The 18,084-nt window shown below is 65.4% G+C and carries 30 protein-coding genes; 29 read left to right on the forward strand and 1 reads right to left on the reverse strand.

Annotation, left to right across the window (positions count from 1 at the left end; genetic code table 11):
* Positions 1-20: 20 nt before the first annotated feature.
* The 26 genes from rplB to rplQ all read left to right on the forward strand — a co-directional run bounded on the left by rplB (position 21) and on the right by rplQ (position 14,577).
* Complete coding sequence (gene rplB / locus ACLKOY_RS15490) at positions 21-860, forward strand: 50S ribosomal protein L2 (protein WP_436454449.1); 840 nt, start codon at positions 21-23, stop codon at positions 858-860.
* 12 nt (positions 861-872) lie between these two features.
* The gene (rpsS, locus tag ACLKOY_RS15495) at positions 873-1,154 is read left to right on the forward strand and encodes a 30S ribosomal protein S19 (protein ID WP_017829205.1); all 282 of its coding nucleotides are present in this window, start codon (positions 873-875) and stop codon (positions 1,152-1,154) included.
* 25 nt (positions 1,155-1,179) lie between these two features.
* Complete coding sequence (gene rplV, locus ACLKOY_RS15500) at positions 1,180-1,578, forward strand: 50S ribosomal protein L22 (RefSeq protein WP_290159178.1); 399 nt, start codon at positions 1,180-1,182, stop codon at positions 1,576-1,578.
* A complete protein-coding gene (gene rpsC / locus ACLKOY_RS15505) occupies positions 1,578-2,333 on the forward strand; it encodes a 30S ribosomal protein S3 (protein WP_042538759.1) in 756 nt (251 codons plus the stop codon). Before rplV ends, rpsC begins: the two co-directional genes overlap by 1 nt.
* Entirely contained in the window at positions 2,333-2,752 is a 420-nt protein-coding gene (rplP, locus tag ACLKOY_RS15510; RefSeq protein WP_042538761.1) for a 50S ribosomal protein L16, read from the forward strand. The genes rpsC and rplP overlap by 1 nt, the downstream gene beginning before the upstream one ends.
* The gene (rpmC, locus tag ACLKOY_RS15515) at positions 2,752-3,069 is read left to right on the forward strand and encodes a 50S ribosomal protein L29 (RefSeq protein WP_017829202.1); all 318 of its coding nucleotides are present in this window, start codon (positions 2,752-2,754) and stop codon (positions 3,067-3,069) included. The genes rplP and rpmC overlap by 1 nt, the downstream gene beginning before the upstream one ends.
* A complete protein-coding gene (gene rpsQ, locus ACLKOY_RS15520; RefSeq protein WP_042538763.1) occupies positions 3,069-3,386 on the forward strand; it encodes a 30S ribosomal protein S17 in 318 nt (105 codons plus the stop codon). Before rpmC ends, rpsQ begins: the two co-directional genes overlap by 1 nt.
* The gene (gene rplN / locus ACLKOY_RS15525; RefSeq protein WP_042538766.1) at positions 3,383-3,751 is read left to right on the forward strand and encodes a 50S ribosomal protein L14; all 369 of its coding nucleotides are present in this window, start codon (positions 3,383-3,385) and stop codon (positions 3,749-3,751) included. Before rpsQ ends, rplN begins: the two co-directional genes overlap by 4 nt.
* A 3-nt stretch (positions 3,752-3,754) precedes the next feature.
* Positions 3,755-4,114, forward strand: coding sequence for a 50S ribosomal protein L24 (gene rplX / locus ACLKOY_RS15530; RefSeq protein ID WP_363574714.1), 360 nt, complete (start codon positions 3,755-3,757; stop codon positions 4,112-4,114).
* Entirely contained in the window at positions 4,114-4,704 is a 591-nt protein-coding gene (gene rplE / locus ACLKOY_RS15535) for a 50S ribosomal protein L5 (protein ID WP_042538772.1), read from the forward strand. The genes rplX and rplE overlap by 1 nt, the downstream gene beginning before the upstream one ends.
* Positions 4,705-4,824: 120 nt before the next feature.
* Positions 4,825-5,223, forward strand: coding sequence for a 30S ribosomal protein S8 (gene rpsH, locus ACLKOY_RS15540; RefSeq protein ID WP_140037891.1), 399 nt, complete (start codon positions 4,825-4,827; stop codon positions 5,221-5,223).
* 6 nt (positions 5,224-5,229) lie between these two features.
* Positions 5,230-5,766 carry a 50S ribosomal protein L6 gene (gene rplF / locus ACLKOY_RS15545; RefSeq protein ID WP_042538776.1) on the forward strand — a complete coding sequence of 179 codons (537 nt, stop codon included), beginning with the start codon at positions 5,230-5,232 and terminating at the stop codon, positions 5,764-5,766.
* A 2-nt stretch (positions 5,767-5,768) separates the two neighbouring features.
* Positions 5,769-6,128, forward strand: coding sequence for a 50S ribosomal protein L18 (gene rplR / locus ACLKOY_RS15550; RefSeq protein WP_042538778.1), 360 nt, complete (start codon positions 5,769-5,771; stop codon positions 6,126-6,128).
* A 20-nt stretch (positions 6,129-6,148) separates the two neighbouring features.
* Positions 6,149-6,823 (forward strand): 30S ribosomal protein S5, encoded by a 675-nt coding sequence (rpsE, locus tag ACLKOY_RS15555; RefSeq protein ID WP_258184276.1) that lies wholly within the window; start codon positions 6,149-6,151, stop codon positions 6,821-6,823.
* Positions 6,823-7,008, forward strand: coding sequence for a 50S ribosomal protein L30 (rpmD, locus tag ACLKOY_RS15560; RefSeq protein WP_140037889.1), 186 nt, complete (start codon positions 6,823-6,825; stop codon positions 7,006-7,008). The genes rpsE and rpmD overlap by 1 nt, the downstream gene beginning before the upstream one ends.
* Positions 7,008-7,634, forward strand: coding sequence for a 50S ribosomal protein L15 (gene rplO / locus ACLKOY_RS15565; RefSeq protein ID WP_140037888.1), 627 nt, complete (start codon positions 7,008-7,010; stop codon positions 7,632-7,634). The genes rpmD and rplO overlap by 1 nt, the downstream gene beginning before the upstream one ends.
* Positions 7,635-7,735: 101 nt before the next feature.
* Positions 7,736-9,058, forward strand: a complete 1,323-nt coding sequence (secY, locus tag ACLKOY_RS15570; RefSeq protein ID WP_140037887.1) for a preprotein translocase subunit SecY — start codon at positions 7,736-7,738, stop codon at positions 9,056-9,058.
* Complete coding sequence (locus tag ACLKOY_RS15575) at positions 9,055-9,651, forward strand: adenylate kinase (protein ID WP_436454450.1); 597 nt, start codon at positions 9,055-9,057, stop codon at positions 9,649-9,651. The genes secY and ACLKOY_RS15575 overlap by 4 nt, the downstream gene beginning before the upstream one ends.
* Positions 9,652-9,662: 11 nt before the next feature.
* On the forward strand, positions 9,663-10,511 hold the full coding sequence (gene map / locus ACLKOY_RS15580; protein WP_436454451.1) for a type I methionyl aminopeptidase: 849 nt from the start codon (positions 9,663-9,665) through the stop codon (positions 10,509-10,511).
* 158 nt (positions 10,512-10,669) lie between these two features.
* On the forward strand, positions 10,670-11,329 hold the full coding sequence (locus ACLKOY_RS15585) for a thioredoxin domain-containing protein (RefSeq protein WP_363574721.1): 660 nt from the start codon (positions 10,670-10,672) through the stop codon (positions 11,327-11,329).
* A gap of 180 nt (positions 11,330-11,509) precedes the next feature.
* Positions 11,510-11,731 (forward strand): translation initiation factor IF-1, encoded by a 222-nt coding sequence (gene infA, locus ACLKOY_RS15590; protein ID WP_017201569.1) that lies wholly within the window; start codon positions 11,510-11,512, stop codon positions 11,729-11,731.
* A 64-nt stretch (positions 11,732-11,795) separates the two neighbouring features.
* Entirely contained in the window at positions 11,796-11,912 is a 117-nt protein-coding gene (rpmJ, locus tag ACLKOY_RS15595) for a 50S ribosomal protein L36 (RefSeq protein WP_033106073.1), read from the forward strand.
* Between the two features lie 155 nt (positions 11,913-12,067).
* Entirely contained in the window at positions 12,068-12,442 is a 375-nt protein-coding gene (gene rpsM, locus ACLKOY_RS15600) for a 30S ribosomal protein S13 (RefSeq protein ID WP_363574723.1), read from the forward strand.
* A gap of 32 nt (positions 12,443-12,474) precedes the next feature.
* Positions 12,475-12,873: a 30S ribosomal protein S11 gene (gene rpsK / locus ACLKOY_RS15605; RefSeq protein ID WP_042538796.1), complete on the forward strand. Its 399-nt coding sequence runs from the start codon at positions 12,475-12,477 to the stop codon at positions 12,871-12,873.
* 135 nt (positions 12,874-13,008) lie between these two features.
* Positions 13,009-13,998, forward strand: a complete 990-nt coding sequence (locus ACLKOY_RS15610) for a DNA-directed RNA polymerase subunit alpha (RefSeq protein WP_042538798.1) — start codon at positions 13,009-13,011, stop codon at positions 13,996-13,998.
* A gap of 33 nt (positions 13,999-14,031) precedes the next feature.
* Complete coding sequence (gene rplQ, locus ACLKOY_RS15615; RefSeq protein ID WP_140037881.1) at positions 14,032-14,577, forward strand: 50S ribosomal protein L17; 546 nt, start codon at positions 14,032-14,034, stop codon at positions 14,575-14,577.
* A gap of 73 nt (positions 14,578-14,650) precedes the next feature.
* On the opposite strand, the gene ACLKOY_RS15620 is transcribed toward rplQ, so the two are convergent.
* Positions 14,651-16,222: an AMP-binding protein gene (locus ACLKOY_RS15620; protein ID WP_436454452.1), complete on the reverse strand. Its 1,572-nt coding sequence runs from the start codon at positions 16,220-16,222 to the stop codon at positions 14,651-14,653.
* Between the two features lie 162 nt (positions 16,223-16,384).
* Between ACLKOY_RS15620 and ACLKOY_RS15625 the strand changes: the two genes are divergently transcribed.
* The 3 genes from ACLKOY_RS15625 to ACLKOY_RS15635 are packed head-to-tail and all read left to right on the forward strand — an operon-like array spanning position 16,385 to position 18,076.
* A complete protein-coding gene (locus ACLKOY_RS15625; RefSeq protein ID WP_436454453.1) occupies positions 16,385-17,185 on the forward strand; it encodes a sulfite exporter TauE/SafE family protein in 801 nt (266 codons plus the stop codon).
* A gap of 37 nt (positions 17,186-17,222) precedes the next feature.
* Positions 17,223-17,678 (forward strand): FAS1-like dehydratase domain-containing protein, encoded by a 456-nt coding sequence (locus ACLKOY_RS15630; RefSeq protein WP_436454454.1) that lies wholly within the window; start codon positions 17,223-17,225, stop codon positions 17,676-17,678.
* A complete protein-coding gene (locus ACLKOY_RS15635; protein ID WP_436454455.1) occupies positions 17,678-18,076 on the forward strand; it encodes a MaoC/PaaZ C-terminal domain-containing protein in 399 nt (132 codons plus the stop codon). The genes ACLKOY_RS15630 and ACLKOY_RS15635 overlap by 1 nt, the downstream gene beginning before the upstream one ends.
* Positions 18,077-18,084: the final 8 nt, after the last annotated feature.

Below are 18,084 nucleotides of genomic sequence, written 5' to 3' on the forward strand. Positions count from 1 at the left end.
TCCGGGGGATAAGGACAATAATGGCTATTCGCAAGTACAAGCCCACGACCCCGGGCCGTCGCGGCTCGTCGGTGGCTGACTTCGCCGAGATCACCCGATCGACGCCGGAGAAGTCGCTGCTGCGCCCGCTCTCGAAGACCGGTGGTCGCAACAACCAGGGCCGCATCACGACCCGTCACATCGGTGGTGGCCACAAGCGCCAGTACCGCGTCATCGACTTCCGTCGCAATGACAAGGACGGCGTCGACGCCCGTGTCGCTCACATCGAGTACGACCCCAACCGCACGGCTCGCATCGCGCTGCTGCACTACTTCGACGGCGAGAAGCGCTACATCCTCGCGCCGGCGAAGCTGAAGCAGGGCGACGTCGTCGAGTCGGGTGCTGGTGCCGACATCAAGCCGGGTAACAACCTCCCGCTGAAGAACATCCCGACGGGTACCGTCATCCACGCGATCGAGCTCCGTCCCGGTGGCGGCGCGAAGATGGCACGTTCGGCCGGTGCATCCGTCCGTCTCGTCGCCAAGGATGGCAACTTCGCCCAGCTGCGTCTGCCCTCGGGCGAGATCCGCAACGTCGACTCGCGCTGCCGCGCGACCATCGGCGAGGTCGGCAACGCCGAGCAGTCGAACATCAACTGGGGCAAGGCCGGCCGCATGCGCTGGAAGGGCGTCCGCCCGACCGTCCGTGGTGTCGCGATGAACCCGGTCGACCACCCGCACGGTGGTGGTGAGGGCAAGACGTCCGGTGGACGTCACCCCGTCTCCCCGTGGGGCCAGGCTGAGGGTCGTACCCGTCACGCCAACAAGGAAAGCGACAAGTACATCGTGCGTCGTCGTAACGCCGGCAAGAAGCGTAAGTAGGAGTAAGAGAAGATGCCTCGCAGTCTTAAGAAGGGCCCCTTCGTCGACGATCACCTGCTTCGCAAGGTGGTCGTGCAGAACGAAGCCGGCACCAAGAACGTCATCAAGACCTGGTCTCGCCGGTCCATGATCATCCCGGCCATGCTGGGTCACACGATCGCGGTCCACGACGGTCGCAAGCACATCCCCGTGTTTGTGTCGGAGACCATGGTCGGCCACAAACTGGGCGAGTTCGCGCCCACCCGCACCTTCCGCGGCCACGAGAAGGACGACAAGAAGGGCCGCCGCCGCTGACGCGGTGGCGATAGAGGAGAGAGAAATGGTGGAGTCCATCGCACGCGTGCGACACATCCGCGTGACCCCTCAGAAGGCTCGTCGTGTCGTCGCGCTCATCAAGGGCAAGCAGGCCCAGGAGGCTCTGGCGATCCTGAAGTTCGCGCAGCAGAGCGCCAGTGAGCCGATCTACAAGCTTGTCGCGTCGGCCATGGCCAACGCGCAGGTCAAGGCGGATCGTGACGGCGAGTACCTCGACGAGCAGGACCTGTACGTGGCTAACGCCTACGTAGACGAGGGGTCGACGCTCAAGCGTTTCCGCCCCCGTGCACAGGGTCGCGCTTTCCAGATCAAGAAGCGCACGAGCCACATCACGGTCGTGCTCTCGACGCCTGAAGCGGCCCCGGCCGCTGCAAGCGACAGCAACAAGAAGGCGAGCAAGTAATGGGACAGAAAGTAAACCCGTACGGCTTCCGCCTCGGCATCACCACGGACCACGTGTCGCGTTGGTTCTCGGACTCGACGAAGCCCGGTCAGCGCTACGCCGACTACGTCGCCGAGGACATCAAGATCCGCAACCTGCTGAAGACGCAGCTCGACCGCGCCGGTGTCTCGAACATCGAGATCGAGCGCACCCGTGACCGCGTCCGCGTCGACATCCACACCGCCCGTCCGGGCATCGTGATCGGTCGTCGTGGAGCCGAGGCCGAGCGCATCCGCGGCGACCTCGAGAAGCTCTCGGGCAAGCAGATCCAGCTGAACATCCTCGAGGTCAAGAACCCCGAGGCCGACGCTCAGCTCGTCGCACAGGGCATCGCCGAGCAGCTCTCTGCTCGCGTGGCGTTCCGTCGTGCGATGCGCAAGGGTCTCCAGGGCGCTCAGCGCGCTGGCGCCAAGGGCATCCGCATCCAGGTCTCCGGCCGTCTCGGCGGCGCCGAGATGAGCCGCTCGGAGTTCTACCGCGAGGGTCGTGTGCCGCTGCACACGCTGCGCGCGAACATCGACTACGGCTTCTACGAGGCGAAGACCACCTTCGGCCGCATCGGCGTGAAGGTCTGGATCTACAAGGGTGACCTGACCAACAAGGAGCTTGCTCGCGAGCAGGCCAACGCCCCGAAGTCCCGTCGTGACGACCGTGGTGGCGACCGCCGCCGCGCGCCGCGCAACGAGGCCCCTGTCGCAGAAGGAGCGTCTGCCTGATGCTTATTCCCCGCAAGGTCAAGTTCCGTAAGCAGCACCACCCCGGTCGCAGCGGCCAGGCGACTGGTGGCACGAAGGTCTCCTTCGGCGACTACGGGATCCAGGCGCTCACGCCTGCCTACGTGACGAACCGTCAGATCGAGTCCGCTCGTATCGCGGTCACGCGTCACATCAAGCGTGGCGGCAAGGTGTGGATCAACATCTACCCCGACCGTCCCCTCACGAAGAAGCCTGCCGAGACCCGCATGGGTTCCGGTAAGGGTTCCCCCGAGTGGTGGGTCGCCAACGTCAAGCCGGGTCGCGTCCTCTTCGAGGTCTCAGGCGTGAGCGAGGAACTCGCTCGCGAGGCACTGACCCGTGCCATTCACAAGCTGCCTCTCAAGGCACGCATCATCAAGCGCGAGGAGGGCGACGCGTAATGGCGATCGGCACCAAGGAGCTCGCTCCGGCAGAGCTCGACACGTTCGAAGACCAGCGCCTCGTTGAGGAGCTGCGTAAGGCCAAGGAGGAGCTGTTCAACCTCCGTTTCCAGTCGGCCACCGGCCAGCTGGAGAGCCACGGCCGCATCCGCGCCGTCAAGCGCGACATCGCGCGCCTGTACACCGTGATCCGCGAACGTGAGCTGGGCATCCGTGCGACGCCCGCTCCCGTCGAGGCTCCGGCCAAGAAGGCGACCAAGTCGAAGGCGAAGAAGGCGGACTCCGCTGACGACGCCGTGAAGGAAGAGGCTGAGTGATGGCCACCAAGAAGGAAGCTGCCGTCGAGGCTGAGCACGCAGCACACGATGTTCGCGATGCGGATGCCCGTGGGTACCGCAAGTCGCGTCGTGGCTACGTCATCAGCGACAAGATGGACAAGACCATCGTGGTCGAGGTCGAGGACCGCGTGAAGCACCCGCTTTACGGCAAGGTCATCCGCCGCACCTCGAAGGTCAAGGCGCACGATGAGGCGAACTCCGCCGGCATCGGCGACCTCGTCCTGATCAACGAGACCCGCCCGCTCAGCGCCACGAAGCGCTGGCGTCTGGTTGAGATTCTGGAGAAGGCCAAGTGATCCAGCAGGAATCCCGCCTCAAGGTCGCCGACAACACCGGCGCGAAGGAACTGCTCACCATCCGTGTGCTCGGTGGCTCGCGCCGCCGTTACGCCGGCCTCGGTGACACCATCATCGCGACCGTCAAGGACGCGATCCCGGGCGGCAACGTCAAGAAGGGCGATGTGGTCAAGGCCGTCATCGTCCGTACGGTCAAGTCCACGCGCCGTCCCGACGGCTCGTACATCAAGTTCGACGAGAACGCCGCCGTGATCCTGAAGAACGACGGGGAGCCCCGCGGCACCCGTATCTTCGGACCGGTCGGTCGCGAGCTTCGTGACAAGAAGTTCATGAAGATCGTCTCGCTGGCGCCGGAGGTTATTTAAGTCATGGCGAAGATCAAGAAGGGTGACCTGGTTCAGGTCATCACCGGAGCGACGCAGGAGCGTGGCGGAGATCGCGGCAAGCAGGGCAAGGTCCTCGAGATCCTGGCCGAGAAGAACCGCGTCATCGTCGAAGGCGTGAACTACGTCACCAAGCACACGCGCGTCGGTCAGACGCAGCGTGGCACCAAGACGGGCGGCCTCGAGACTGTCGAGGCCTCCATCCACATCTCGAACGTCGCACTCGTCGACCCCTCGACCAAGAAGCCGACCAAGGTCGGCCACCGGGTCGAGGAGCAGACCAAGGACGGCGTCAAGCGCACCGTCCGTGTGCGGTACGCGAAGAAGTCAGGTAAGGACCTCTGATGGCAACCACCGACGCTGCGGTGGCTGGCAAGATCCAGCCCCGCCTGAAGGCGAAGTACAAGGCCGAGATCCAGCAGAAGCTGCAGGATGAGTTCGGCTACACCAACGTGATGCAGATCCCCGGTCTGGTCAAGGTCGTCGTGAACACCGGTGTCGGTGAAGCGGCCCGCGACAGCAAGGTGATCGACGGCGCGATCGACGATCTCACCAAGATCACCGGTCAGAAGCCGCTCGTCACGAAGGCTCGCAAGTCGATCGCGCAGTTCAAGCTGCGCGAGGGCCAGGCCATCGGCGCACACGTCACCCTCCGTGGTGACCGTGCGTGGGAGTTCCTGGACCGTCTCGTCTCGCTCGCTCTGCCCCGCATCCGCGACTTCCGCGGTCTGTCGGGCAAGCAGTTCGACGGGAACGGCAACTACACCTTCGGTCTCCAGGAGCAGAGCGTGTTCCACGAGATCGATCAGGACAAGATCGACCGGGTTCGCGGTTTCGACATCACTGTCGTCACCACCGCGAAGACGGACGATGAAGGTCGCGCGCTTCTGCGTCACCTCGGCTTCCCCTTCCGTACGGAAGACGCCAAGGCGTAAGCGGTTTCGGGCGGGGCGCACAGCGCCCCGCCCGATCCCGTACAATTGAAGATTGCGTGTCATCGCAGGCCGTCTGTCGTGTAACGGCAGCCGGAACCTCATGAACAAAGGAAAACAACAATGACAATGACAGACCCGGTCGCAGATCTGCTGACCCGTCTGCGCAACGCGAACTCGGCGCATCACGATTCCGTGACTCTGCCGTCGAGCAAGCTCAAGACGCACATCGCCGAGATCCTCCAGCAGGAGGGCTACATCGCCGGATGGGAGACGTCTGACGCTCGCGTCGGCACGAACCTCACCCTGCAGCTGAAGTACGGTCCCAACCGTGAGCGTTCGATCGCGGGCATCAAGCGCGTGTCGAAGCCCGGCCTCCGCGTGTACGCGAAGTCCACCGAGCTGCCCAGGGTCCTCGGCGGACTCGGCGTGGCCATCCTGTCCACCTCCTCCGGTCTTCTCACCGACCGTCAGGCAGAGCAGAAGGGCGTGGGCGGAGAAGTTCTCGCCTACGTGTGGTAATCGAAAATGTCGCGTATTGGACGACTTCCCATCGACGTTCCCGCGGGCGTGACCATCTCGGTCGACGGCCGTGAGGTCGCGGTGAAGGGCCCCAAGGGTGAGCTCACCCTGACGGTCGCCAAGCCCATCGAGGTCGCGGTCGAGGAGAACCAGGTTCTCGTCACCCGTCCCGACGACGAGCGCGAGTCCCGGTCGCTTCACGGCCTGACCCGCACGCTCATCAACAACAACATCATCGGCGTGACCCAGGGCTACACCAAGGGTCTCGAGGTCGTCGGTACCGGTTACCGAGTGGCACAGAAGGGCAGCTCGGTCGAGTTCGCCCTCGGCTTCTCGCACCCGGTCCTTATCGACCCGCCCGCCGGTATCACGCTCACGGTCGAGGGCACCAACAAGCTCACGGTCAGTGGTATCGACAAGCAGGCTGTCGGCGAGGCAGCTGCGAACATCCGCAAGATCCGCAAGCCCGAGCCGTACAAGGGCAAGGGCGTGCGCTACGCCGGCGAGATCGTGCGTCGCAAGGCCGGAAAGAGTGGTAAGTAACCATGGCTCTCAAGTCAAAGTCTGACGCCCGCGCGCGTCGTCATGCCCGCCTTCGCAAGAAGGTCGTCGGCACCGAGTCGCGTCCGCGTCTCGTCGTCAACCGCTCGGCTCGCCACGTCTTCGTGCAGCTTGTCGACGACAGCAAGGGTCACACCGTGGCGTCGGCATCGACGCTCGAGACCGACCTGCGTTCGCTCGAGGGTGACAAGACCGCCAAGGCCCGCAAGGTCGGCGAGCTTCTCGCCGAGCGTGCGAAGTCTGCCGGCGTTTCCGAGGCAGTGTTCGACCGTGGCGGCAACCGCTACGCCGGTCGTGTCGCCGCCATCGCCGACGGCGCCCGCGAAGGGGGTCTGGCACTGTGAGTGACAACAAGGAGAACGAAGTGACCGAAGCGGCAGCTGCCACTTCCGAGACTGCCACCGGCACCACGCAGGCAGAGCCGTCTCAGCGCGACAACCGCCGCGGCGGTGGCCGTGGTGACCGCAACCAGGGTGGCCGTGACCGTAACTCCCGCGACCGTGGGGACAACCAGTTCCTCGAGCGCGTGGTCACCATCAACCGCGTCTCGAAGGTCGTGAAGGGTGGCCGTCGCTTCAGCTTCACCGCTCTCGTGGTCGTCGGTGACGGCAACGGTCTGGTGGGCGTCGGCTACGGCAAGGCCCGCGAGGTCCCTCTGGCGATCTCGAAGGGTGTCGAAGAGGCCAAGCGCAACTTCTTCCGCGTTCCGCGCGTCGGAAGCACCATCCCGCACCCCGTGCAGGGTGAGGCCGCAGCAGGCGTCGTCCTGCTTCGTCCGGCCGCTGCCGGTACCGGTGTCATCGCCGGTGGTCCGGTCCGCGCCGTGCTCGAGTGCGCCGGTATCCACGACGTGCTGTCGAAGTCGCTCGGCTCGTCGAACACGATCAACATCGTGCACGCGACGGTGACGGCCCTGAAGATGCTCGAGGAGCCCCGTGCGGTCGCCGCACGTCGTGGCCTCGAGTTCGATCAGGTCGCACCCGCGCGTCTCGTCCGTGCGGAGGCAGACGCCATCGCCGCACAGAAGGTAGGTGCCTGATGGCTGCGCGCCTGAAGGTCACGCAGGTCAAGTCCAAGGTGAGCGAGAAGCAGAACCAGCGTGACACGCTGCGCAGCCTCGGTCTGAAGCGCATCGGTGACACCACCGTTCGCCCCGACGACGCGCAGACGCGCGGTTACGTCAAGACCGTCGCCCACCTCGTAAAGGTTGAGGAGATCGACTAATGGCTGAGAAGAACGAAGCCGTCGAGGCCGAGAAGGCCACGAAGAAGGCTGCCGCTCCCAAGGCCGCAGCCGAGAAGAAGCCCGCCGCCAAGAAGGCACCTGCAAAGGCGTCTTCGGCCAAGGCCGACGCCGTCAAGAAGCCTGCTGCGAAGAAGGCTGCGCCGAAGAAGGATGCTCCGGCATCCCGCCCCGGCGTGCTGAAGGTGCACCACCTGCGTCCGGTCCCCGGATCCAACACCGCGAAGACCCGTGTCGGTCGCGGTGAGGGCTCCAAGGGTAAGACTGCGGGTCGTGGTACCAAGGGCACGCGGGCTCGCAACACCGTTCGCGTCGGATTCGAGGGTGGGCAGATGCCGCTGCACATGCGCACCCCGAAGCTGCGCGGGTTCAAGAACCCGTTCCGCGTCGAGTACCAGGTCGTGAACCTGGAGAAGCTCGCGGAGCTGTACCCCAAGGGTGGCGATGTCACCATCGGCGACCTGGTCGCCAAGGGTGCCGTTCGCAAGAACGAGAAGGTCAAGGTTCTCGGAAACGGCGACATCGCCGTGAAGCTCACCGTAGCGGTCGACAAGGTCTCGGGTTCTGCCGAGCAGAAGATCGTGGCGGCCGGCGGATCCGTCAAGTAACCACTTCGTGAGAGGGGTCGGAGATTCTCCGGCCCCTCTTATGGGTTAGCCTGTTCTTTCAGCCGTCCTTCAGGGATCGGCAACCTTTCAGGAGGACGTCCTTGTTTAGCGCCATCGCGCGGATCTTCCGCACGCCCGACCTGCGTCGGAAGATCGGTTTCACCCTCGCCATCATCGCCATCTATCGGCTCGGCTCGAATGTGCCTGCTCCGTTCGTGAACTTCCCGAACGTCGAAGAGTGCCTCGCGCTGAACTCCGGGACAGAGGGACTCCTAGGGCTCGTCAACCTGTTCTCGGGTGGCGCGCTCCTCCAACTTTCGATCTTCGCGCTCGGCGTCATGCCGTACATCACCGCGACGATCATCACCCAGCTCCTCCGCGTGGTCATCCCTCACTTCGAGGCACTGCACAAGGAGGGTCAGGCCGGTCAGGCCCGCCTGACCCAGTACACGCGCTACCTCACGATCGCGCTGGCGCTGCTGCAGTCGACCACGCTCGTCACGGTGGCCCGCAGCGGCCAGCTCTTCGGCACGACCGACATCGCCGCCTGCCAGAACCTCCTCACCAACGACGTGTGGTGGGCGCAGCTGCTCATGATCATGACGATGACCGCGGGCACCGGACTGATCATGTGGTTCGCCGAGCTCGTCACCGAGCGCGGCATCGGCAACGGCATGTCGCTGCTCATCTTCACCTCGATCGCCGCCACGTTCCCCGGCGCGATGTGGCTCATCTGGGAGAGCAAGGGCTTCGAGGTCTTCCTCCTGGTGCTCCTGGTCGGAATCATCGTCATGGCTCTCGTCGTGTTCGTCGAGCAGTCGCAGCGCCGCATCCCGGTGCAGTACGCCAAGCGCATGGTCGGTCGTCGCACCTACGGCGGCACCAACACCTACATCCCGATCAAGGTCAACATGGCCGGCGTGATCCCCGTGATCTTCGCTTCGTCGCTGCTCTACATCCCGGCGCTCATCGCGCAGTTCAACACCCCGCAGGACGGCTCGGAGCCGGCCGCATGGGTCACCTGGATCAGCGCGAACTTCACGACCGGCAACAGCCCCATCTACATGGCGGTCTACTTCCTGCTGATCATCGGCTTCACGTACTTCTACGTCGCGATCACCTTCAACCCGGTCGAGGTCGCCGACAACATGAAGAAGTACGGCGGGTTCATCCCCGGCATCCGTGCCGGTCGTCCCACCGCCGAGTACCTCGACTACGTGCTCACCCGCATCACGCTGCCCGGCTCGATCTACCTCGGCCTGATCGCGCTGATCCCGCTGATCGCTCTCGCCACCGTGGGAGCCAACCAGAACTTCCCGTTCGGCGGCGCGTCGATCCTCATCATCGTGGGTGTCGGCCTCGAGACGGTCAAGCAGATCGATGCGCAGCTTCAGCAGCGTCACTACGAAGGGCTCCTCCGATGACTCGATCAGCTCGTCTCCTCATCGTCGGTCCGCAGGGTTCGGGCAAGGGCACCCAGGGTGTCCGCATCGCCGAGTCGTACGGCATCCCGGTCGTCTCGACCGGAGACATCTTCCGCGCGAACATCAAAGAGGGCACGCCGCTCGGCCAGCAGGTCACGGCGATCCTCGACAAGGGCGACCTGGTTCCCGACGAGCTGACCAGCGAGATCGTGCGCGATCGTCTGTCGCAGGACGACGCGGAGAACGGCTTCCTGCTCGACGGCTATCCCCGGAACGCGGCTCAGGTGGAGCACCTCGACGCGTTCCTGGCAGGTCGCGGCGAATCACTCGACGCTGTCATCCTGCTCGACGTCCCGCGTGAGGAGAGCATCGAGCGGTTGAAGCTCCGTGCGGCCGAGCAGGGCCGTTCGGACGACACCGCCGAGGCCATCGCGCACCGCCTGGACATCTACGAGCACGAGACGGCCCCGATCCTCGAGGTCTACGGCCCCCGTGGCATCGTCGACCGCATCGACGGCGTCGGCTCGCTCGACGAGATCACCGAGCGCGTGTTCGCGGCTCTCGTCGCTCGCGGCCTGCGTCTCGCGGCCTGAACACCGGCACGATGTTCCGCAAGTCGATCTACAAGAACGCGTCTCAGCTGCGTGCGATGGTCGAACCCGGCCTCATCACGGCCGCAGCACTGGATGCCGTCCGCCCGCTGATCCGGCCGGGGGTCACAACCCTCGAGCTCGACGCCGAGGCCAACCGCGTGATCCTGGCCCGTGGTGCCGAGTCGAACTTCCAGCTGGTTCGCGGCTATCGACACACCACGTGCATCTCGGTCAACGAAGAGGTCGTGCACGGCATCCCCGGGGAGCGGATCCTGCAGGCGGGCGACATCGTGTCGATCGACTGCGGTGCGCAGTTCCAGGGATGGAACGGCGACAGCGCCATCACCGTGGTCGTGCCCGACGACACCCGCCCCGAGCTCGTCGCGCAGCGGCAGGAGCTCTCGCGCGTGACAGAGGGGTCCATGTGGGCCGGTATCGCCGCCATGGCGTCCGCTTCGCACCTCGGTGACATCGGCGCCGCCATCCAGGGTTACATCGAGGCTCAGGGCCCGTCAGCGGTCTCGGGCCAGAGCTACGGAATCCTTCGGGAGTACGTCGGACACGGCATCGGTCGCAAGATGCACGAGGCACCGAGTGTCTTCAACTACCGCACCCCTGATCCGGGGGCAGAGGTCAAGCCGGGTCTCGTGCTGGCGATCGAGCCGATGGTGACCGCCGGCAGCGACGAGACCTTCGTCGAGGACGACGACTGGACGGTCTCCACGGTCGACGGTACCGACGGATCGCACTGGGAGCACAGCGTCGCCCTGCACGACGGCGGCATCTGGGTGCTCACGTCACCCGATGGGGGAGCGGCAGGCCTCGCGCCCTTCGGCGTGACGCCGACGCCGATCGACTGACCTCTCGGCAGCATCAGGGCGTGCAGGATCTGTGAGTCTGCACGCGATCACAACGCGTACATAGGTTTCTCCGGGCAGAATGGGTGTATGGGTGCGCATGCACCCGAAGACTTCAGGCCGGGCCCGCCACGGGCGGGCCTCGACAGAAACGGAAAGCAATGGCAGCCGCGAAGAGCAACACCAACTGGTTCGTGATCGGCGTCTCGGCGGCAGTGGTGGTCGTGCTGGCCGTGCTGGCGTTCGTCGTCGTGTTCCTGAACAACCAGGCCACCGCCCCCGGCACGGCCCCGGAGAGCACCATCGTCAACGAGGAGACCGGCGCGATCTCGTTCGGCACGGGCGAGGATGAGATCGACACATACGTCGACTTCATGTGCCCCGTGTGCGGCCAGTTCGAGGATGTCTACGGCGAGCAGCTGCAGGCCGCCGCGGCTGACAATCAGATCACGCTGAACATCCACCCGGTGTCGATCCTCAACCGCCTCTCCACGACGGGGGAGTTCTCCTCTCTGTCGGCCGGCTCGATGTACTGCGTCGCCGCCGAGGCCCCCGACTCGACCCTCGACTACTTCAACCTGCTCTTCGAGAACCAGCCGGAGGAGAACTCCGCCGGGCTCAGCGCCGACGAGCTCAGCGCTCTCGCCGAGCAGGCCGGTGCCGGCGCCGCTGCGGACTGCATCGCCGACGGCACCTACAACAAGTTCGCCGACTCGCAGACGCAGGTGCACGAGATCTCGGGAACGCCGACCGTCGAGATCAACGGCACCCGCATCGACAACAGCGAGATCGCCACCGAGTTCGCCAAGATCCTCGGCTGATCCGCATCATTCGCGTAACGCGAGTTCCGGCATCCTGCTCAGGTTGCCGGAACTCCCGTTGTCGGATAACATAGATCCTTGGTGCCTTGCGCCTTGATTCGGCGTGTCTGAATCGGCAGAAGTACCGCAATCCAATCACCCACCGCAGATCGACCGGTCTGCAGAAGCGTCAGCGAGGCTATGGCTAAGAAAGACGGTGTCATCGAGATCGAGGGCGTGATCTCCGAGGCTCTGCCCAACGCGATGTTCCGCGTTGAGCTCTCCAACGGACACAAGGTCCTTGCAACGATCTCAGGCAAGATGCGGCAGAACTACATCCGCATCATCCCCGAAGACCGTGTGGTCGTGGAGCTCAGCCCCTACGACCTGACCCGTGGACGAATCGTCTACCGTTACCGCTGATCGGTCGAGAAGTAACACCCCAGGCACTCAGCCTGCCCGGTGAAGACAGCGAATAGGAAACATCATGAAGGTCAACCCCAGCGTCAAGCCCATGTGCGATCACTGCAAGGTGATCCGCCGTCACGGCCGCGTCATGGTCATCTGCAAGAGCAACCCGCGCCACAAGCAGCGCCAGGGCTGAGTGCCCGCCGGCCATGCCGGCGGACTCTTCGGATCTGACTCACAACTCAATACACACAACGGCAGGATCAGATTCCACGCGAGTGGAGGACACCTCGGGACAGAGGCCCGAGCACCGATCCTGCTCCACACCTCTACCAATCTCAGGAGAACCGCATGGCACGTCTTGCCGGCGTTGACATCCCGCGCGATAAGCGCGTGGTGATCGCCCTTACCTACATCTACGGCGTCGGCCGTACCCGCTCGGTCGAGATCCTCAAGGCTACGGAGATCGACGAGAGCATCCGCGTGAAGGACCTCAGCGATGAGCAGCTGATCATCCTCCGCGACTACATCGAAGGCAACTACAAGGTGGAGGGTGACCTGCGCCGCGAGGTCGCCGCAGACATCCGCCGCAAGGTCGAGATCGGCTCCTACGAGGGCGTCCGCCACCGTCGTGGCCTCCCGGTCCGTGGTCAGCGCACCAAGACCAACGCCCGTACCCGCAAGGGCCCGAAGCGCACCGTCGCAGGCAAGAAGAAGGCCCGCTAAGCGCGGCCCCCAGGGACTAGGAGAACACTTTCATGGCTGCACCCAAGGCCGCCGCGCGCAAGCCGCGCCGCAAGGAAAAGAAGAACATCGCGCTGGGCCATGCCCACATCAAGTCGACGTTCAACAACACCATCGTTTCGATCACCGACCCGTCCGGCGCTGTCATCAGCTGGGCATCGTCGGGTGGCGTGGGCTTCAAGGGCTCGCGCAAGTCGACCCCCTACGCCGCTGGTCTGGCCGCCGAGTCGGCTGCCCGTCAGGCGCAGGAGCACGGCGTCAAGAAGGTCGACGTCTTCGTCAAGGGACCGGGCTCGGGTCGCGAGACCGCGATCCGTTCGCTGACGGCCGCCGGCCTCGAGGTCGGCTCGATCCAGGACGTCACCCCGCAGGCGCACAACGGTTGCCGCCCGCCGAAGCGTCGCCGCGTCTGAACCGGCTTGTTGAGCCGCTCGGCCCTTCGGGGTCGAGCGGCTCGACGCCCGCCAGCGCGGGCATCGACTCCCAAAACTCAAAACCTCACCCCACCACATGTCATATAGCGGGCATGTGATCGAAAGGAACACAGAGTGCTTATTGCACAGCGTCCCACACTGACCGAGGAAAAGATCGTCGAGAACCGTAGCCGGTTCATCATCGAGCCTCTGGAGCCCGGCTTCGGATACACGATCGGCAATGCGCTTCGTCGCAGCCTGCTGTCGTCGATCCCCGGCGCCGCGGTCACCAGCGTTCGCATCGACGGCGTGCTGCACGAGTTCAGCACCATCCCCGGCGTGAAGGAGGATGTCACCGAGATCATCCTCAACATCAAGCAGCTCGTGGTCTCGTCGGAGCGCGACGAGCCCATCACCGCTTACCTGCGCAAGACCGGTTCGGGCGAAGTGACCGCCGCTGACATCTCGGCTCCGGCCGGTGTCGAGGTCCAGAACCCCGAGCTCGTCATCGCGACGCTCAATGAGACCGCGAAGTTCGAGCTCGAGCTCACGATCGAGCGTGGCCGTGGCTACGTCTCGGCGACGCAGAACCGCAACGAGTACGCCGAGGCCGGTCAGATCCCGATCGACTCGATCTACTCGCCGGTGCTCAAGGTCAGCTACCGCGTCGACGCCACCCGTGCGGGTGAGCGCACCGACTTCGACAAGCTCGTCCTCGACGTCGAGACCAAGTCCGCCATCAGCCCGCGTGACGCCGTCGCTTCGGCTGCGAAGACGCTCACCGAGCTGTTCGGTCTCGCCCGCGAGCTGAACGTCGAGGCTGAGGGCATCGAGATCGGCCCGGCACCGGTGGAGGCAGTCAACTCCAGCGAGCTGTCGATGCCGATCGAGGACCTCGACCTCTCGGTCCGCTCGTACAACTGCCTGAAGCGTGAGGGCATCAACACTGTTTCGGAGCTCGTCGCCCTGTCGGAGACGCAGCTCATGAACATCCGCAATTTCGGCCAGAAGTCGGTCGACGAGGTGCGCGACAAGCTCATCTCGCTCGGTCTGTCGCTCAAGGATTCGGTGCCCGGTTTCGACGGCGCCCACTTCTACGGCGGCAGCGAAGACGAGTCCTTCTGAAACCCGACCTTTCTGACCAGGAGCTAGACGATTATGCCCAAGCCCACTAAGGGTCCCCGCCTCGGAGGCGGCCCCGCACACGAGCGCCTGCTGCTTGCCAACATGGCGGCACAGCTCTTCATCCACAAGTCGATCAAGACGACCGAGACCAAGGCCAAGCGCCTGCGTCCGCTCGCGGAGCGTCTCATCACGCTCGGCAAGCGCGGCGACCTGCACGCTCGTCGTCGTGCGATGACCGTGCTGCGTTCCAACAAGGACGCCGGACACGTGCTCTTCACCGAGATCGCCCCGCTCGTCGCAGACCGTGAGGGCGGCTACACCCGCATCACGAAGGTCGGCAACCGCAAGGGTGACAACGCCCCCATGGCAGTGATCGAGCTCGTTCTCGAGCCCGTCGCTCCCAAGGCGAAGTCCACCAAGAAGGCTGCCAAGGCTGAGAAGCCCGCCGAGGTCGTCGAGGAGGCTCCCGCTGAGGAGGCTCCCGTCGAGGAGACCACCGACGCCGGCGCCGAGTCGCAGGCCGAGGGAGAGGCAGCCGAGGCTGCCGCCGAGGACGCTGTCGAGAAGAAGTCCGAGTAAGCACCTCGCTCGTACGATGAAGCCCGCCGCCCCGACAGGGACGGCGGGCTTCATCGTTGCTGCGACGCCCGAGTCAGCGCGAGCGCAGATCCTTGCGGAGTATCTTCCCGGATGCCGATTTCGGAATCGCGTCGATGAACTCGACCTGGCGCACCTTCTCGTGAGGTGCGACGTGCGCGGCGACGTGTGCCATCACGGCATCCGCGTCGAGCTGCGATCCCGGCTGCACCACCACGAACGCCTTCGGCACCTCTTGCCCGTCGGCGTCGGGCGCGCCGATGACCGCTGCATCGGCGATGGACGGATGCTCGAGCAGGACCGCCTCGAGCACTGCCGGTGCCACCTGGTAGCCCTTGTACTTGATGAGCTCCTTGAGACGATCGACGATGCGGAAGATGCCGTCGTGCGTCACGGTCGCGACGTCGCCGGTGTGCAGCCAGCCGTCGGCGTCGAGCATCTCGGCCGTGGCATCGGGCCTGTTCAGATAGCCGGCCATCACCTGGGGGCCACGGATCAGCAGTTCGCCCGGTTCGCTCGCACCGTCATCCGGTGCGGCGACATCGGTGCCGTCTTCTGCGACGAGCCGCGCCTCGGTGTTGGCGAGCAGCATGCCCACGGACGAGCGATCGATGTCCGGTCGGTCGTAGGGGATCGCATGGGTGACCGGACTCGTCTCGGTCATGCCGTATCCCTGGCACACCGTGCAGCCGAGGCGGGTCGCCACCGCCGATGCGAGAGTGCCGTCGAGGGGCGCGGCACCCGAGAAGATGACCTTGATCGCCGAGGTGTCGTATTGGTCGACGAGCGGGTGCTTCGCGAGGGCGACGGCGATCGGCGGCGCGATGAAGACCCAGCTGGTCCGGTGCTCCTGGACGACGCGGAGGAAATCCGTGAGGTCGAACCGTGGCATCGTGACCAGGGCTGCGCGCTGGCGCAGCGCGAAGTTCAGCAGCACCGTCATGCCGTAGATGTGGAAGAACGGCAGGACGGCGAGCACGCGGTCGTCGTCGCCGAGGGAGATCGTGGAGCGGCACTGGCTGACATTGGCGATCAGATTGCGGTGCGTGAGCATGACGCCTTTGGGGCGGCCGGTGGTCCCGGAGGAATAGGGAAGCACGGCGAGATGCGTCGCCGGGTCGAAGCTCACCGCGGGGGCGGTGCGGCCCTCTCCGAGCAGGGCGGGAAGCGACGGATGCCCGTCTGCGCCGTCGAGGACGATCACGTGGTCGTCGTCGAGACCCACCGCGGCTGCGGCCGCGCTCGCCCCGGGGAGCAGCGGTGAGACGGTGATGAGCCACGTCGCCTCGGCATCCGTCAGCTGATTCGCGATCTCATCGGGCGTGTAGAGGGAGTTGATCGTGGTCGCCGTCGCCCCCGCGCGGAGGATGCCGTGGAAGACGGTCGCGAATGCGGGGATGTTGGGGCACAGGACACCTACCTTGGTCCCGACGCCCACTCCGCGTGCGGCGAGGGCCCCGGCGAACAGGTCGATCTGCGCGATCAGCTGCCGATAGGTCGTGGTCGAACCGCTGATGCCGTCGACGATCGCGACCGCATCGAGGCCGCCCTCCTCGACGTCGCCGAACAGGAAGTCGTGGATCGAGACCGCCGGGATCTGGACATCGGGATAAGAGCTGCGCACCATGAGATCTCCTTCGATCCGGGTCATCGACGACGCCGTCTGATGCGATCCAGTGTCGCACAGGAGGAGACCGAGTCCCAGGGCTCCTTCGCGCCGGGAGTCAGGACCCCGGCCGTCCGCAGCGCGGAGCGAAGAGGGGAGCGAGCTTGCGAGTAGGCTGATCCGGTGACTGATGCAGAGACCCTGAGCAGAGGGCCTCGCGCCTACACGGCATTCATCGGCATCGGCCTGATCGCAGGCCTCCTCTCCGGCCTCTTCGGCGTCGGGGGTGGCACGGTGATCGTTCCGCTGCTCGTGCTCTTCCTGCACTTCAATCAGCGGCTCGGCGCCGGCACGTCGCTCGCGGCGATCGTCCCGACGGCGACGGTCGGCGTCATCTCGTACGCGATCAACGACTCGGTCGCCTGGATCCCCGCGTTGATCCTCGCAGCGGGCTCCGTCGTCGGCGCGCAGATCGGCACCCGGATGCTGCCGAAGATCTCGCAGACGGTGCTGCGCTGGTTCTTCGTCGGCTTCCTCGTGGTCGTCATCGTGAGCCTGTTCCTGGTCGTGCCGTCGCGCGACGCGGAATTCGAGCTGCAGCTGCTCAACGGGCTCGCCCTCGTGGTGGTGGGCGTGGCCACCGGCATCCTCGCAGGGCTCATCGGGGTCGGCGGCGGTGTGATCGTCGTGCCGATCCTGATGCTCGCGTTCGGCACGAGCGATCTCGTCGCCAAGGGCACGTCGCTGCTCATGATGATCCCCACCGCGATCTCGGGCACGGTCGGCAACCTGCGCAACCGCAACGTCGACCTGCTCGCCGCGGCGATCGTCGGAGTCTCCGCCTGCACGACCACCGCGCTCGGTGCGTGGCTCGCCACGCTGATCGACCCGACCGTGGGAAACATGCTGTTCGCGGCATACCTCGTGGTCATCGCGGTGCAGATGGCGATGAAGGCGATCAAGGGGCGCAAGAAGAAGGACTGAGGTCGGCGCTGTCGCCGCCCCTCGGTAGGATCGAGGGGTGGCAGTGAACCAAGATCTTCTCGGCCGGGAGTTCCCGCCGACGTCCCCCTACCTCGTCGGCCGAGAGAAGGTGCGCGAGTTCGCGCGCGCTGTCTTCGCGGACGCTCCGCAGCACACCGACGTCGAGGCCGCGCGTGCGGCCGGTTTCACCGATGTCGTGGCGCCGCCGACCTTCGCGATGGTCATCCAAGACCTCACGCTGCAGCAGCTGCTCGCCGAGCCCGACTCGGGCATCGTGCTGGCGCGCACCATCCACGCCGAGCAGAAGTTCACCTACTCCCGACCGATCGTCGCGGGCGACGAGCTCACCGGAAAGCTGCGTGTGACCGCGATCCGCATGATGGGCGGCAACGCCATGATCACCAGCGCAGCCGAGATCACGGATGCCGCCGGCGAGCACGTCGTCACCGCCACGAGCGTGCTGCTCGTCGGCGCCGAAGAAGGAGCAGAGTGATGCCGTTCGCTGTCGGAGACATCGTCGCAGAGCGCACGGTGCACATCACCCGCGAGTCGCTCGTGCGCTACGCAGGAGCATCGGGCGACTTCAACCCGATCCACTACCGTGACGACATCGCCGCCGAGGTGGGCCTTCCGGGCGTCCTCGCGCACGGCATGCTCACGATGGGCATCGCCTCGTCGGTGGTCGTCGCGGCTCTCGAGCCGGGCGCGCGGATCATCGACTACGGCGTGCGATTCACCAAGCCGGTCGTGGTCGACCCCGCAGACGGAGCCGACCTTCACGTCGCCGCCACCGTCGGCGCCGTCGATGAGGAATCGACGCGCATCGACCTCAAGGTCACGTTCGGCGAGACGACGGTGCTCGTCAAGGCGCAGCTGCGCGTCGTCGCCTGATGGGGGAC

The sequence above is a fragment of the Microbacterium sp. K2 genome (assembly GCF_051365005.1).
Classification (GTDB): Bacteria; Actinomycetota; Actinomycetes; order Actinomycetales; family Microbacteriaceae; genus Microbacterium; species Microbacterium foliorum_B.